Annotated in this window: 13 protein-coding genes and 1 riboswitch; of the genes, 9 read left to right on the top strand and 4 right to left on the bottom strand. The window is 67.5% G+C overall.

Annotated elements, in window-relative coordinates; translation table 11 throughout:
• Nucleotides 1-48: 48 nt before the first annotated feature.
• Both lptG and GRI40_RS06910 read right to left on the bottom strand, forming a co-directional pair.
• Complete coding sequence (gene lptG / locus GRI40_RS06915; RefSeq protein ID WP_160610654.1) at nucleotides 49-1,146, bottom strand: LPS export ABC transporter permease LptG; 1,098 nt, start codon at nucleotides 1,144-1,146, stop codon at nucleotides 49-51.
• 8 nt (nucleotides 1,147-1,154) lie between these two features.
• A complete protein-coding gene (locus tag GRI40_RS06910) occupies nucleotides 1,155-2,390 on the bottom strand; it encodes an LptF/LptG family permease (RefSeq protein ID WP_160610653.1) in 1,236 nt (411 codons plus the stop codon).
• Between the two features lie 177 nt (nucleotides 2,391-2,567).
• On the opposite strand from GRI40_RS06910, the gene GRI40_RS06905 reads away from it, so the two are divergent.
• From GRI40_RS06905 to GRI40_RS06895, 3 genes are read left to right on the top strand one after another with little or no spacing between them, the layout of a single operon-like run.
• On the top strand, nucleotides 2,568-4,430 hold the full coding sequence (locus GRI40_RS06905; RefSeq protein WP_160610652.1) for an ABC-F family ATP-binding cassette domain-containing protein: 1,863 nt from the start codon (nucleotides 2,568-2,570) through the stop codon (nucleotides 4,428-4,430).
• 6 nt (nucleotides 4,431-4,436) lie between these two features.
• Nucleotides 4,437-4,631: a hypothetical protein gene (locus GRI40_RS06900; protein WP_160610651.1), complete on the top strand. Its 195-nt coding sequence runs from the start codon at nucleotides 4,437-4,439 to the stop codon at nucleotides 4,629-4,631.
• The gene (locus GRI40_RS06895; protein WP_160610650.1) at nucleotides 4,628-5,191 is read left to right on the top strand and encodes a pseudouridine synthase; all 564 of its coding nucleotides are present in this window, start codon (nucleotides 4,628-4,630) and stop codon (nucleotides 5,189-5,191) included. The genes GRI40_RS06900 and GRI40_RS06895 overlap by 4 nt, the downstream gene beginning before the upstream one ends.
• A 10-nt stretch (nucleotides 5,192-5,201) precedes the next feature.
• On the opposite strand, the gene GRI40_RS06890 is transcribed toward GRI40_RS06895, so the two are convergent.
• Complete coding sequence (locus tag GRI40_RS06890; RefSeq protein WP_160610649.1) at nucleotides 5,202-6,356, bottom strand: cupin domain-containing protein; 1,155 nt, start codon at nucleotides 6,354-6,356, stop codon at nucleotides 5,202-5,204.
• Nucleotides 6,353-6,628, bottom strand: coding sequence for a hypothetical protein (locus GRI40_RS06885; protein ID WP_160610648.1), 276 nt, complete (start codon nucleotides 6,626-6,628; stop codon nucleotides 6,353-6,355). Before GRI40_RS06885 ends, GRI40_RS06890 begins: the two co-directional genes overlap by 4 nt.
• A 102-nt stretch (nucleotides 6,629-6,730) precedes the next feature.
• Between GRI40_RS06885 and GRI40_RS06880 the strand changes: the two genes are divergently transcribed.
• From GRI40_RS06880 to gcvH, 6 genes are all read left to right on the top strand, one after another.
• Nucleotides 6,731-7,741 carry an ArsR/SmtB family transcription factor gene (locus GRI40_RS06880; protein ID WP_160610647.1) on the top strand — a complete coding sequence of 337 codons (1,011 nt, stop codon included), beginning with the start codon at nucleotides 6,731-6,733 and terminating at the stop codon, nucleotides 7,739-7,741.
• Nucleotides 7,738-8,643 carry a methylenetetrahydrofolate reductase [NAD(P)H] gene (gene metF / locus GRI40_RS06875; RefSeq protein ID WP_160610646.1) on the top strand — a complete coding sequence of 302 codons (906 nt, stop codon included), beginning with the start codon at nucleotides 7,738-7,740 and terminating at the stop codon, nucleotides 8,641-8,643. Before GRI40_RS06880 ends, metF begins: the two co-directional genes overlap by 4 nt.
• A complete protein-coding gene (locus GRI40_RS06870) occupies nucleotides 8,640-9,686 on the top strand; it encodes a homocysteine S-methyltransferase family protein (protein WP_160610645.1) in 1,047 nt (348 codons plus the stop codon). The genes metF and GRI40_RS06870 overlap by 4 nt, the downstream gene beginning before the upstream one ends.
• A 56-nt stretch (nucleotides 9,687-9,742) precedes the next feature.
• The gene (metH, locus tag GRI40_RS06865) at nucleotides 9,743-12,391 is read left to right on the top strand and encodes a methionine synthase (protein ID WP_160610644.1); all 2,649 of its coding nucleotides are present in this window, start codon (nucleotides 9,743-9,745) and stop codon (nucleotides 12,389-12,391) included.
• Between the two features lie 125 nt (nucleotides 12,392-12,516).
• A riboswitch (glycine riboswitch) is annotated at nucleotides 12,517-12,612 on the top strand.
• Nucleotides 12,613-12,779: 167 nt separating this feature from the next.
• On the top strand, nucleotides 12,780-13,937 hold the full coding sequence (gcvT, locus tag GRI40_RS06860) for a glycine cleavage system aminomethyltransferase GcvT (RefSeq protein ID WP_160610643.1): 1,158 nt from the start codon (nucleotides 12,780-12,782) through the stop codon (nucleotides 13,935-13,937).
• Entirely contained in the window at nucleotides 13,934-14,305 is a 372-nt protein-coding gene (gene gcvH, locus GRI40_RS06855; RefSeq protein WP_160610642.1) for a glycine cleavage system protein GcvH, read from the top strand. The genes gcvT and gcvH overlap by 4 nt, the downstream gene beginning before the upstream one ends.
• Nucleotides 14,306-14,347 lie beyond the last annotated feature (42 nt).

The following is a 14,347-nucleotide window of genomic DNA, read 5'->3' as shown; positions in this document are numbered from 1 at the left end:
TGGGCTAATCCCCACAACCCGATAGCATTGCCAAAGTTCCGCCGCAATTCACTCTTCGGTGCGGATCAGCACGGTCTCTCCGATAAGGGCGAACAGCAGGAACGGCGCCCAGGCCGCCAGGAAGGGCGGGTATCCGCCGAAATTTCCCATCGCCAGCGCCGCGTTGTCGACCACGAAATAGGCAAAGCCCAGCGCCATGCCGATCACCGCGCGCACGAAGACCTGGCCCGATCGCGCAAGGCCGAACGCGGCCACCGCGCCCAGCAGGGGCATCAGCACGGCCGATAGCGGCCCGGACAGCTTGTGCCACCACTTGGCTTTCAGTTCCGCGGTGCGGCGGCCGGCGGCATCGTATTCCGCGATCGACCGGCGCAGTTCCCAGAACGAAAGGCCATCGGCATCGACCCCGCCCAGCGCGATCTGTTCCGGGCTGACGCCGGCCGCGACGGTGACCGTTTCGGCGGTGCCCGCCCGCGCGGCCGAAACGTCGAAGCGCTCTGCGTTCTCCATCCGCCATCCCGGTTCGGCCCAGGTCGCCCGCGGCGCGCGGATCTGTTCCGCGATCGCGCCGCTCGGCGCGCGGCGGTACCACGTGACGCCGCTCAGGACCATCTGGTCGCCGCTGCCGGCGACGCTGGCCGCCGTCAGGATATTGTCGCCGTCGGTCAGGTAAAGGTTCGACCGCACCCCCGAATCGGCCGGCACCGCGCGGAAATCGTTGGCATCCCATGCTTTCAGCGTGGCGGTGGCGCGCGTGACGACGCGTTCGTTGAACACGAAGCTGCCCACGCTCACCACCAGCGCGGTCAGCAGCAGCGGGGCCAGCACCTGGTGCGCCGACATGCCGGCCGCCTTCATCGCCACGACTTCGCTGTTCTGGTTGAGCGTCACGAGCGTGATGATCGTCGCCAGCAACACCGAATAGGGCAGGAACCGCGCCACGAGCTGCGGCGCGCGCAAGATGGCATACGTCCAGATCTCCGCCTGGCCATTGCCTTCCGCCTCCAGGATCTTGCCGGTGGTGGAAAGCAGGTCCAGCATCAGCAGGACGAGCACCAGCATCACGAGCACCGCCAGGATGCGGACGATGAACATCTTCGCAAGGTAGATCGTCAGCCGGCGCGACGGGAAAAAGTCGAACTGCATCGGGCCCTCTATTCCGCCGCGGCCGCTACCGGTGCGGCGGTGCGCCGGCCGCGCCGCTGCAACAACCTGCGGAACGTCTTGCCGACTTTCGCGAACCCCGTCTCGAGCGCGCCGATCGCTTGCCCGCCGGGCACGTATGCGACCCGCCAGTACATCCAGAGGATCAGCGCCGCGAACAGCGCGAACGGCGTCCACAGCGCGATCGTGGGGTCTATTCGGCCCAGGGTTGCGACATCTTCGGCGTACTGGTTGATCTTGTGATAGGCGACGACCATCACGATGGCGACAAAGACGCCAAGCGCGCTGGTCGATCGCTTTGGCGGAATGGCCAGCGCCACCGCGAGCAGCGGCATCAGCAGCATCATCACCACCTCCACCAAGCGGAAATTGAAGCTCGCCTGGCTGCCTTCGCGCTGGGCGTCGGTGGTCTGCCGCTCGCCCCAGCCGATGCGCAGCAGTTCGGGCAGGATATATTCGCGTTCCGCATCGCCCCGCGCGCGGAACTGGGCGATCGCCGGCAGGTCGATCGGCAGGTCGTGGCGCGTGAAACTGAGCACGCGCGGCGTGGAATCCCCGCCCATGTCCTGCACGATGACCCCGTCGGTCAGGCGCAGGATGATCGTATCCGGGCTGTCGCGGGTGGCGAGGAAAGCGCCTTCGCGGGCGGAGATCGACAGCACCTGGTCGCGTTCGTTGGCGACCCGCGCGAAAATGCCGACCAGGCGCCGCCCGTCATCCTCGCTGCGTTCGATGCGCAGCGCCATCCGGTCCTTCAGCGTCGTGAACTCCCCCACCTTGATCGACGCGCCCAGCGCGCCGGAGCGGAGCTCGTAGTCCAGCCGTTCGTACCAGTAGCGGCTGATCGGCTGGATATAGAACACCAGCGCCACGTTGATCGCGATCAGGACCATGGCGATGGCATAGGGCACCCGCAGCAGGCGCGTGTAGCCGAGGCCCACCGCGCGCATCACGTCAAGCTCGCTCGTAGTGGCGAGCTTGCGGAAGGCGAACAGCGTGCCGAGGAGCAGCCCGAGCGGAATCGCCAGGCTGGCGTATTCCGGCATCATCGTGGCCAGCATCTTGAACACTACACCGATGGGTCCGCCCTGGACGGCCACGAAATCGAGCAGGCGCAGCATCTTGTCGAGCACAAGCAGCGATGCCGCCAGCGCGAACACGCCGATCATCGGCACGATCGTCAGCCGCAGGATGTAGCGGTCGATGGCGGGGAGGAAGCTGGACAAGGGTGCGCGCGGACTTTTTGCTGGGTCCGGGGGCCCTTAGCGGTAAAACGCAGCCCCGTCATGCCCCGCGGACCGCGCGGAACACTTCAGCGTCATGCCGGGGGGCAGCCGTCGCCCGGGCGGGGCAACGCGGCAAGGTTGGGAAAGCTCCGATCCGCTGCTAAGGGCGCGCCCGAAATGATCACCATCAACAATATCACGGTGCGGCTGGGCGGCCGGACGATCCTTGACGGCGTGTCGGCCGCGGTGCCGCCCGGAGCGCGCGTCGGCCTGATCGGGCGCAACGGGGCGGGCAAGTCCACGCTGATGAAAGTGCTCATCGGCCAGCTCGATCCGGACGACGGCGCGATCGAAATGCCGCGCCGCGCCCGGCTCGGCTACATCGCGCAGGAAGCGCCGAGCGGGACGGCCACACCGTTCGACGCCGTGCTGGCCGCCGACACCGAGCGCACCGCGCTGCTGGCGGAGGCGGAGCACTGCACCGATCCCGACCGGCTGGGCGACATTCACGACCGGCTGCTGGCGATCGACGCCTACAGCGCGCCGTCGCGCGCGGCGATCATCCTCACCGGCCTGGGGTTCGACGAGGCGATGCAGGCGCAGCCGCTCGACAGCTTTTCCGGCGGGTGGAAGATGCGCGTGGCGCTCGGCGCGCTGCTGTTCTCCGCTCCCGACGTGCTGCTGCTCGACGAACCGTCCAACCACCTCGACCTCGAATCGACGCTGTGGCTGGAGAATTTCCTCAAGGGCTATCCCGGAACGCTGATCGTGATCAGCCACGAACGGGATCTGCTCAACAACGTCGTGGACACCATCCTGCACCTGCAGGACGGCAAGCTGACGCTCTATTCCGGCGGATACGACGCGTTCGAACGGCAGCGGGCGGAGCGGGCGGCGCAGCTGGCCGCGGCGAAGGCGGCGCAGGATGCGCAGCGCGCCCGCCTGCAGGACTATGTCGCCCGCAACAGCGCGCGGGCCTCGACCGCCAGGCAGGCCCAGTCGCGCGCCAAGATGCTGGCGAAGATGCAGCCCATCGCGGCGGTGATGGAGGATCCCAGCCTCAGCTTCGACTTTCCCGATCCCGACGAATTGCGCCCCCCGCTGATCACGCTCGACCTGGCGGCGGTCGGTTACGGCGACGTGCCGATCCTGCAGCGGCTGAACCTGCGGCTCGATCCCGACGACCGGATCGCGCTCCTCGGCCGAAATGGCAATGGCAAGACCACGCTTGCCCGGCTGCTCGCCGCGCAGCTCGCCCCGATGGAGGGCGCGATGCAGGCGTCGGGCAAGATGCGGGTGGGGTATTTCACGCAGTATCAGGTGGAAGAACTCGCCACCGACGACACCCCGCTGGCGCACATGACCCGCGCGATGGAAGGATCGACGCCGGGCGCGGTGCGGGCCCAGTTGGGGCGCTTCGGCTTCTCCGGCCCGCGCGCGACGACCATGGTCGGCAAGCTTTCCGGCGGGGAGCGGGCGCGGCTGGCGCTGGCCCTCATCACCCGCAACGCGCCGCACCTGCTGATCCTGGACGAACCGACAAACCACCTCGACGTCGACGCGCGCGAGGCGCTGGTCCAGGCGCTCAACGATTTCGAAGGCGCCGTCATCCTGATCAGCCACGATCGCCACATGGTGGAGCTGACCGCGGACCGGCTGGTCCTGGTCGATAACGGCACGGCGGTGGAATATCCCGGCAGTATCGAGGATTACATCGACCTGGTGCTCGGGCGGAACCAGCCCAGGGAAGGCAAGGCGCCGAAGCCGAAGAAGGATCGCCAGTCGACGGCGCGGGATCGCGAGGCGGCGCGCCAGGCGCGCAGCTGCGTGACCGAGGCGGAAAAGCGCATTGCCCGCCTCCAGTCCGAAATCGCGTCGATCGACGACGCTCTGGCCAATCCCGGCGCGGCATCCGCGAAACACGCCGGCGTCAACACGGGGGAACTCGTGCGGCGGCGGGCCGGATTCGCGCGGGAACTGGAGGACGCCGAAAGCGCCTGGATGGAGGCGAGCGAGCGGCTGGAGCGGCAGGTCGCGTGACGGCCAATGCGCACCCGGCTTAGCATCTGCCGCCGCAAGGCGCGCTTCGCCAGCGAAGCCGAAGCCCGCGCGGCCGCGCATGGCGCCGCGATCGCCCTGCGCCATTACCGCTGCGACCGATGCGGCCGCTATCACCTGACCAGCCGCACGAAGGGCAAACGCATTCCGCGCCCCCGGGTGATAACGGGGCCGGCGGCATGACCCGCCTGATCCTCTTCAACAAGCCCTACGGCGTGCTCTCGCAGTTCACGGATGCACGCGCGCCCAGCCCGCGCCCGACGCTGTCCCCTTTCATCGACCTGCCGAACGTCTACCCCGCCGGGCGGCTCGATTTCGACAGCGAGGGGCTGCTGGTCCTGACCGACGACGGGCGCATGCAGGCGCGCATCGCCGATCCCCGCTTCCGCCTCGCCAAGACCTACCTTGTCCAGGTGGAGGGGGAGCCGGATCAGGCTGCCCTCGATGCGCTGCGCCGGGGCGTGCGGCTCAAGGACGGAATGACCGCGCCGGCGGAGGCCCAACGGATCGATCCCCCCGGCCTATGGCCGCGCGATCCGCCTATCCGGGTGCGCATGACGGTGCCCGATACCTGGCTGCGGCTGTCGATCCGGGAAGGGCGCAATCGCCAGGTCCGGCGCATGACGGCCGCGGTCGGCCATCCCACGTTGCGGCTGGTGCGCTGGGCGATCGGGCCGTGGTCCGTCGATGGCCTTGCGCCCGGCGCGTGGCGTGCGGTCCCGGCGGCCTTGCCGAGGGACTGAGCCCGGCGCGTCAGTCCCCCGCGTCGAACGCCACGCTGCCGCTGTTGGCAAGATGGGCCAGCAGGTCAACGATCTCGTCGCAGGCCCGCAGCGCCGCCGGAACCACGGTCTGCTCGCTGGCGCAGAGCATTTCCGCGAACGCCGCCGCAGGTCCGGCGCACGGATAGGCGCGCCCGTCCACGAACAGGTCGATTTCGCCCCCGTCGCGGCGGACGAAGGCGAAGCGGCTTGCCGGATTGCGGACCAGCGCAATGGCGCGTTCGATCATCGCGCGGACATCCCGGGGCGACAGCGGCGCCTCCGGTTCCCATTCCGCGGCATGGAGCTTGGGCGATGTGCTGTAGGCGCCGAACCAGCGAGCGAAACCCGCACGGTCCAGCAACGCGCGGGCCACCATGTCATGCAATCGGTCGAGCGCACCGGGCGCGATCTCGCCGGGGTTGGCGTTCGGATCCAGCGGACCGTCGGTATAGCGGTCATCCTCGGTCAGCGTTTCCAGCGCGTGGTCGCTCCAGTCCGCGATCAGATCGGCGCGGGACGGCGCGCGGAAGCCGACCGAATAAGTCATGCAATCGTCGCCCACCGCAATGCCGTCGTGCGCATAGCCGGGCGGGACATAGAGAATGTCGCCGGGCTCGAGCGTCCACTCGTGCGTCGGCTCGAACTGCGCCAGCAGGCGCAAGTCGTCGTGCGGCAAGAGCGCCGTCCCGCCGTCGCAGCGCGCGCCAACCTGCCACCGCCGCCTGCCGAGGCCCTGCACCAGGAACACGTCATACTGGTCGTAATGCGGCCCGACACCGCCACCGTCGGTGGCATAGCTGACCATCACGTCGTCAACGCGCCAGTTGGGGACGAACCGGAACGGCCGCAGCAGGTCGGCGACCGCGGGTACGAAATGATCCACCGACTGGACCAGCAGGGTCCACGCCTCGCGGCCGAGATCGCCGAAGCGGTCGGCCGCGAAAGGCCCGTGCTCCAGCGCCCAGCCATCGCCGGTCCGGATGACGAGGCGTGATTCCACATCCTCCTCGCACGCGAGGCCTGCCAGTTCGTCGGGCTCCAGCGGGTTTTCCCAGCGCGGCCAGGGGTTGGGGATCAGCAGCGGCGCTTGCTGCCAGGATTCGCGCAGGAACCGGTCGACGTCGAAGCCGGGGAACCACGTCATGCGCCGTCCCCGCTGTCGGCCTCGCCGGCGGCCATCAGGTCCATGAAATTGCGGGCGGCCTCCCGCTCGGTGGCGGAAGCGAACACCGCGTCGAGATCGGGCGCGGCGCCGAACTGGTACAGCAGCGACCAGATGGCGAAGCGCTTGCCGGGATCGCGTTCCAGGCCCAGGTCAACCTGCATGCGCTCCACCCCCGCGTGCTCGGCAGCCGCGGTCAGCGTTTCAATGTAGGCCGTGCCGAAATAGCGGATGAGAATATCGTCGAGTTCCACGCGGGGGCGCTAGCCGAGCGGTTGGCCCGCGCAAAGGCGATCTTGCTGCGCCTGAGGCGCTTCCTGCTTGACTTTCGCATATAACGATATCTTTATATGCCAATGGGGATCGAGACCACTTTGCGCGCCCTGGGCGATCTGACGCGGCTACGCATCATGCGCCTGATCGGCGCGATGGAGCTGGCAGTTGGCGAACTGGCGCATGTGCTGGGGCAAAGCCAGCCGCGCGTTTCCCGCCACGTCGCCATTCTGTGCGATGCCGGCCTGGCCGAACGCCGCCGCGAGGGGAGCTGGGTGTTCCTGCGGCAGGCTGACGGCGCCGGCGAACAGACTGCGCGCGCCGTCGAACGCCTGCTCGCCGCCGCGGAGCTGGAGGACGAAGCATTCGCCCGCATCTGCGCGCAGGACCGCAATCTCCTCGCCGCCATCCGCGCTTCCCGTGAAAAGAGCGCGGCGGACTATTTCGCACGTCACGCCGGTGAATGGGATCGCTTGCGCGATCTGCTCGCCCCGGCCGAAGCCGTCGAACAGGCGCTTCTCGCTACCCTGGAAACGGATTCCCTGGGCGAAGTGCTGGACATCGGCACCGGCACGGGCCGTATCGCCGAGCTGCTGGAGCCGGGCGCCGGCCGGATTACCGGGCTGGACCGCAGCCCGGAGATGCTGCGCCTGGCGCGGGCGCGGTTGCAGGGCTTGCCGGTCGGCCGGGTCGAGCTGGTTCAGGGCGACTTTGCCGCGCTGCCGTTCGCTTCGGACAGCTTCGATACCGTGGTGTTCCACCAGGTGCTCCACTACGCGACCGAGCCCGACTATGCGCTGGCCGAAGCGGCCCGGGTGTGTCGCCCCGGCGGGCGGATCGCGATCGTCGATCTTGCGGCCCACGCGAACGAGGAACTGCGCCGGACGCACGCGCACGCGCGCCTCGGTTTCGGGGACGAACAGATGAATGCCATGCTGACCCGTCACGGGTTTGCGGCTGATGGGGGAACGACGGTGGACGGCGGGGAACTGGCGGTAAAGGTGTGGACCGCGCGGCGTATCGCGCCCGATGTGCCGCGCATCGGCAAGGGGGCATCGGTTGCACCGGCAGCGCGCAAGGCGGCGTTGCCATGAACGCCGAGATCGCCCACGCCCAGCCGCTCTATGCATCATTGCCCGGCGACATCGGGATCAGCTTCGAATTCTTCCCGCCGAAGACCGAGAAAATGGCGGAGACGCTGTGGGACAGCGTCCGTACGCTGGAGCCGCTCCGCCCCGATTTCGTTTCCGTTACCTACGGCGCCGGCGGCTCGACCCGTGAGCGTACCCATGCCGCCGTCCAGCGGATCGTGCGGGAAACGGCCATTCCGGCGGCCGCGCACCTCACGTGCGTGGATGCCAGCCGCGAGGAAGTGGACGCCGTCGCACGCGCCTATTGGGACAGCGGCGTGCGCCACATCGTCGCCCTGCGCGGCGATGCGTCCGATCCCGGGGGCTGCTACCGGCCGCATCCGGATGGCTATGCCAATGCGGCCGAATTGATCGCGGGATTGCTGCGCATCGCCCCGTTCGAGATTTCCGTCGCCGCTTATCCCGAAAAGCACCCCGACTCCGCCGACGAGCGCGCGGACCTCGACAACCTGAAGCGCAAGTTCGATGCCGGCGCCACCCGGGCGATCACCCAGTTCTTCTTCGAACCTGATTGCTTCTTCCGTTTCCGCGACCGGGCGGCCGCCGCGGGCATTTCGCGCGAGATCGTTCCCGGGGTCATGCCAGTCATGAGCTTCGCCAGCGTCCAGAAGATGAGCGGCCTGTGCGGCACGGCGATCCCGGCGTGGATGGAGACATTGTTCGACGGGCTCGATGCACGGCCCGCCGCGCGCCAGCTGGTCGCCGCGACCGTCGCGGCCGAACTCTGCCGCCGGCTCTATGCAGGCGACGTCCGCAAGTTCCACTTCTACACCCTCAACCGCGCTGAGCTGAGCTATGCCATCTGCCATCTTCTCGGCCGCCGCCCGGTGGGAGATACCGCATGACCAAGCGTGAGCAGTTCCTGGCCGAGTGCGCCAAGCGCATCCTCATCAACGACGGCGGTTTCGGTACCGAGATCCAGGGATTCGGCCTCAGCGAGGCGGACTATGCCGGATCGCTCAACCTCGCCAAGGACCAGAAGGGCAATCACGACATCCTGGCACTGACCAGGCCGGAGGTGCCCGAGAGCATTCACCGCGCCTACTTCGAGGCGGGGGCGGACATCGCCTCGGTCAACACGTTCTCGGCCAACCGGATCAGCCAGGCCGATTATGCCGCCGAACATCTGGTCCGCGATATCAACATCGCGAGCGCCCGCCTGGCGCGCAAGGTGGCCGACGAGTTCGAGGCAAGGGACGGCCGCCCCCGCTTCGTCGCGGGATCGGTCGGCCCGACCAACAAGACGCTGTCGCTTTCGCCCGATGTCGAAGATCCCGGTTATCGCGAGATCGACTGGGATACGCTGGTCGACGTCTATCGCGAACAGGCCGAGGCGCTGGTCGAAGGCGGGGCGGATTTCATCCTCATCGAGACCGTCTTCGATACATTGAACGCGAAAGCCGGGATAATGGCCGTAAAACAGCTCGAAGAGAATTCTCTTCGACACGTTCCGATCATGCTGTCGATGACGCTGACGGACCTTTCGGGGCGCAATCTGTCGGGCCATACGGTGGAAGCGTTCTGGTACGCGGTCCGCCACGCCAGGCCGCTGACGATCGGGCTCAACTGCTCGTTCGGCGCGACCCAGCTCCGCCCCCACGTCAAGACCCTGGCCGAGATCGCCGACGCGCCGATCATGGTCTATCCCAACGCCGGACTGCCCAACGACCTTGGCGAATATGACGAACAGCCGGGCGAGACCGCCGGCTTCGTCCGCGAGTGGGCCGACCATGGCCAGGTCAACGTGCTGGGCGGATGCTGCGGATCAGGCCCCGCCCACATCAGGGCCATCGCCGAGGCGGTAAAGGGGCTGGCGCCCCGCCAACTGCCGACGCCGCCCGTGGCCACGCGCCTCGCCGGGCTGGAGCCGTTCACGATGGCCGCCTGACCGGTCGGCTGTGTCGCCTGAAGCGCGCGATCTTTACTCTTTCTGGGATACCCACCTTGCGTACCGATACTCCAGCCCGCCCCGCCGGCTCCCAGTTTGTCAACGTCGGCGAGCGCACGAATGTCACCGGATCGGCGGCGTTCAAGAAGCTTGTCATGGCGGATGATTACGCCGCTGCGGTCGAGGTCGCGCGCCAGCAGGTCGAAAACGGCGCGCAGGTGATCGATGTCAACATGGACGAAGGGCTGCTCGACGCGGTCCATGCCATGACGACATTCCTCAAGCTGATCGCGGCGGAACCCGATATCGCCCGCGTGCCGGTGATGATCGACAGCTCCAAGTGGGAGGTGATCGAGGCTGGCCTCAAGTGCGTCAGCGGCAAGCCCATCGTCAATTCCATCAGCATGAAGGAAGGCGAGGCGGCGTTCCTCGATCAGGCCCGCAAGTGCATGGACTATGGCGCGGCCGCGGTGGTCATGGCGTTCGACGAGACGGGCCAGGCGGACACGAAGGAGCGCAAGGTCGCGATCTGTAAGCGCGCCTACGACCTTCTCACCGGCATCGGCTTCCCGCCAGAAGACATCATCTTCGATCCCAACGTGTTCGCCGTCGCGACCGGGATCGAGGAACACGACCGCTACGCGCTCGACTTCATCGAGGCTGTCGCCGAACTCCGCACGCTGTGCCCCCACGCGCACTATTCGGGGGGTCTTTCGAACCTTAGCTTCAGCTTTCGCGGAAACGAGACCGTGCGCCGGGCGATGCACTCGGTGTTCCTCTACCACGCAATCCCCGCCGGGCTCGACATGGCGATCGTGAACGCCGGCCAGCTCGATATCTACGACCAGATCGACCCCGTCCTGCGCGATGCGTGCGAAGACGTGATCCTGATGCGCACCCCTCCGGAGGGCAGTGGGTTCGAGACAGCCACCGAGCGCCTGATCGCGCTCGCCGAAAGCTACAAGGGCCGGTCGAAGGAAGACGACAAGGCCGCGGCGGAATGGCGCGGGTGGGAGGTCACGCGCCGGATAGAGCATGCCCTGGTCAAGGGCATCGATGGCTTCATCGTCGAGGATACGGAGGAAGCGCGCCAGGCATTCGACCGGCCGATCGAAGTCATCGAAGGTCCGTTGATGGACGGCATGAACGTGGTCGGGGACCTGTTCGGCAGCGGCAAGATGTTCCTGCCCCAGGTGGTGAAGTCCGCCCGCGTCATGAAGAAGGCGGTGGCGCACCTCATCCCGTTCATCGAAGCCGAAAAGGAAGAACGCGGGCTCGCCGATACGTCCAAGGGCCGCATCGTCATGGCGACGGTGAAGGGCGACGTGCACGATATCGGCAAGAACATCGTCGGCGTGGTCCTGCAGTGCAACGGCTACGAAGTGATCGATCTCGGCGTCATGGTTCCCTGGGCGAAGATCCTTGAGACCGCAAACGACAACCAGGCGGACATGATCGGCCTGTCGGGCCTCATCACCCCTTCGCTCGACGAGATGGTGACGGTGGCCGAAGAGATGGCGCGCGCCGGCATGACGATGCCCCTGCTGATCGGTGGGGCGACGACCAGCAAGGTGCACACCGCCCTGCGGATCGACGCGAAGTACGATGGGCCTGTGGTCCACGTCCTCGACGCAAGCCGTGCGGTCGGGGTCGCGAGCCGGCTGCTGAGCGATACCCAGCGCGACGCGTTCGTAGAAGAAACCGCGGGCGAATATGCCAAGGTGCGGCAGGCGCGCGAAGGCAAGGCGCAGAGCGTGCTGCTGTCGCTGGAGGAGGCGCGGGCCAACTTCTACGATCCCGCCTATGCCGACAAGCCCGCCGTCCCGCTGCACCCGGGGGTTCACGCTTTCCCCGAGTGGGATCTTGCCGACTTGCGCGAGTTTATCGACTGGACGCCGTTCTTTCGTGCGTGGGAATTGCACGGCAATTATCCCGCGATCCTGCAGGACGACGTCGTCGGCGACACCGCGCGCAGCCTGAAGGCGGATGCCGACGCCATGCTCGACCGGATCGTGGCAGAGAAATGGTTCACCGCGAAGGGCGTCGCCGGCCTGTGGCCCTGCGCCCGTGACGGCGACGACGTCACGATCCATCTCGTTGAGGAGGAGCGCCACGTCGTGCTCCCCTTCCTGCGCCAGCAGGTGAAGAAAAGCCGCGACCGCGCCAACATGTGCCTGGCCGACTTCATCGATCCGTCCGGTGACTGGATCGGCGGGTTCACGGTCGGCATTCATGGGATCGAGCCGCACTCGGCGCGCTTCCGGGCCGACAAGGACGATTACTCCGATATTCTGCTGAAGGCCCTGGCGGACCGTCTGGCCGAAGCATTTGCCGAACGCCTGCATCAGCACGTGCGCACCGACCTGTGGGCCTATTCGCCGAACGAGCAGCTCACCGGACAGGCCCTGATCAAGGAAGAATACCGCGGGATTCGCCCCGCGCCGGGCTACCCCGCGTGCCCCGACCACAGCCTGAAGCCCATCCTGTTCGAACTGCTCGATGCTGAAAGAAACACGGGCGTCGAGTTGACGGAAAACTTCGCCATGTTCCCCACGGCAGCCGTAAGCGGGTTCTATTTCGGCCACCCGGAAAGCCAGTATTTCGGCGTCGCGCGGATCGGCCGCGACCAGGTGGAAGACTACGCCCAGCGGCGCGGCGTCGACGTCGAAACCGCGGCCCGCTGGCTTCGTCCCAACCTCGATTGAGCCGCCGGAGCGGCTGGAGCCGCGCACGGCAGGCACCGCTTGTCGCGGCCAACCGCAGATGGGCATTGACCGGCCCCCGCGCATGCCGCATCGCGCCGCTGTCGGCCGGGAAAGCGATTCCCCGGCAGGCGCGCATGGGAGAGCCCGGGCGAACGCAGCCGCCCGGCGCCGAAGGAGCAACCGCCCCGGAAACTCTCAGGCCAAGGGACCGTGCGCGCTATCGACACTCTGGAAAGCGCGTTGCCTTCGCGGCAGCGCCACCGACGGTGTAATCCGGGCCCAGTCTCGCTGGGGCGGCCCGGTGAAACTCTCAGGTTTCCCGACAGAGGGGGCAGCGGTTTGAAGATGGCTTCACCGGCCGTCGGCCGCGCTGTCGGGGAATGGCGTCTTGAGCGAAGCGGACGAACCGGTCGAAATCCAACCACTGCCGCTCGATGCGTGGCACCGGGAGCGCGGTGCGCGCATGGTGCCTTTCGCAGGGTACGAGATGCCGATCCAGTACGCCGGCCCCGAAGGCGGGATCATGGCGGAGCATCTCTGGACGCGCGCGCACGCCGGCCTGTTCGACGTCAGCCACATGGGCCAGTTGATGGTCGAAGGCGCAGGGGCCGCCGAGGCGCTGGAGGCAGTGATGCCCGGCGACATTTCGGCGCTCAGGCCGGGTCGCATCCGCTATTCCCTGCTGCTCGCCGAAGACGGCGGCGTGCTCGACGACCTGATGGTGACGAACGTGACCGAGGGCGAGGGCGCCACGCCGCGGTACTACGTCGTCGTGAACGGCGCCACCAAGTGGGACGATATCGCGTTCCTTCGCGAACATCTGCCGGACGAGATCACGCTGACCCATCTCGACGATCGCGGCCTGCTGGCGCTGCAAGGTCCGGACGCGGCCGCAGTTCTGGACGGGATCGTACCCGGCGCGGCGGACGAACTGTCGTTCATGCAGGGGACCAGCCGCGAATGGCGCGGCGCACCACTCGGGATCGGGCGGGGCGGCTACACGGGAGAGGACGGTTTCGAACTGTCGTTCCCAGCCGATCGCCTGGCAGAGGTGGCCGACGCATTGCTCGCTGACGATCGGGTTCGCCCCGTCGGGCTCGGCGCGCGGGATTCGCTGCGGATGGAAGCCGGCCTGCCGCTCTATGGCCACGACATCGACGATACCGTCGACCCGGTCGCCGGAGGTGTCGCATTTGCAATCTCCAAGCGGCGGCGCGCGGAAGGCGGATTCCACGGCGCGGACCGCATCCTTGGCGCGCTTGCCGAAGGTCCGGCAAGCCGGCTTGTCGGGTTCAGCGTCGAGGGCCGCCTTCCCGTGCGTGAGGGCGCGGCGATCTTTTCGGGCGAGGCGCAGGTCGGCCGGGTCACCTCCGGCGGTTTTGCGCCCAGCGTCGGCGCGCCGATCGCGATGGGCCATGTCGACACGCAGTATTCCGCGCCCGGGACGCCGCTGGAGGCGGAGGTGCGGGGCAAGCGCGTGCCGCTGACCGTCTCCGAGATGCCGTTCATCCCCCACCGCTATCACCGCAAGGGAGCAGCCAAATGACCCGCTATTTCACCGAAGACCACGAATGGATCGACGTCGACGGCAACGCCGCTACCGTCGGCATCACCGATTATGCGCAAGGCCAACTCGGCGATATCGTGTTCGTCGAAGTGCCGGGCGAAGGCACAGAAGTCACGAAGGGCGGGGATGCGGCCGTGGTGGAAAGCGTGAAGGCGGCGAGCGACGTGTACTCCCCCGTCACCGGCACGGTAACCGAAGGCAACCCTGCGCTGGAAGACGATCCCGCGCTGGTCAACACCGCACCCGAAAGCGACGGCTGGTTCTTCAAGCTGACCATCGCAGATGCGGCCGAACTCGACGGGTTGATGGACGAAGCGGCGTACAAGGCATTCTGCGACACGCTGTAACCATCCCGCGGGCGGGGTAAGCCCGCACCCCGCATCCCGAAT

Source organism: Tsuneonella aeria, assembly GCF_009827495.1.
Lineage (GTDB): Bacteria > Pseudomonadota > Alphaproteobacteria > Sphingomonadales > Sphingomonadaceae > Tsuneonella > Tsuneonella aeria.
Note: the sequence above shows the minus strand (reverse complement) of the source record. Positions and strands in the feature narration are given on the sequence as shown.

Bases quoted from the DNA above. Each gene is read 5' to 3' on its own strand.
- metF (WP_160610646.1), top strand. From the start codon at position 7,738: ATGAACGCCGAGATCGCCCACGCCCAGCCGCTCTATGCATCATTGCCC.
- GRI40_RS06890 (WP_160610649.1), bottom strand. From the start codon at position 6,356: ATGACGTGGTTCCCCGGCTTCGACGTCGACCGGTTCCTGCGCGAATCC.
- GRI40_RS06870 (WP_160610645.1), top strand. From the start codon at position 8,640: ATGACCAAGCGTGAGCAGTTCCTGGCCGAGTGCGCCAAGCGCATCCTC.
- lptG (WP_160610654.1), bottom strand. From the start codon at position 1,146: ATGCAGTTCGACTTTTTCCCGTCGCGCCGGCTGACGATCTACCTTGCG.
- GRI40_RS06905 (WP_160610652.1), top strand. From the start codon at position 2,568: ATGATCACCATCAACAATATCACGGTGCGGCTGGGCGGCCGGACGATC.
- GRI40_RS06895 (WP_160610650.1), top strand. From the start codon at position 4,628: ATGACCCGCCTGATCCTCTTCAACAAGCCCTACGGCGTGCTCTCGCAG.
- GRI40_RS06880 (WP_160610647.1), top strand. From the start codon at position 6,731: ATGGGGATCGAGACCACTTTGCGCGCCCTGGGCGATCTGACGCGGCTA.
- GRI40_RS06900 (WP_160610651.1), top strand. From the start codon at position 4,437: ATGCGCACCCGGCTTAGCATCTGCCGCCGCAAGGCGCGCTTCGCCAGC.
- gcvH (WP_160610642.1), top strand. From the start codon at position 13,934: ATGACCCGCTATTTCACCGAAGACCACGAATGGATCGACGTCGACGGC.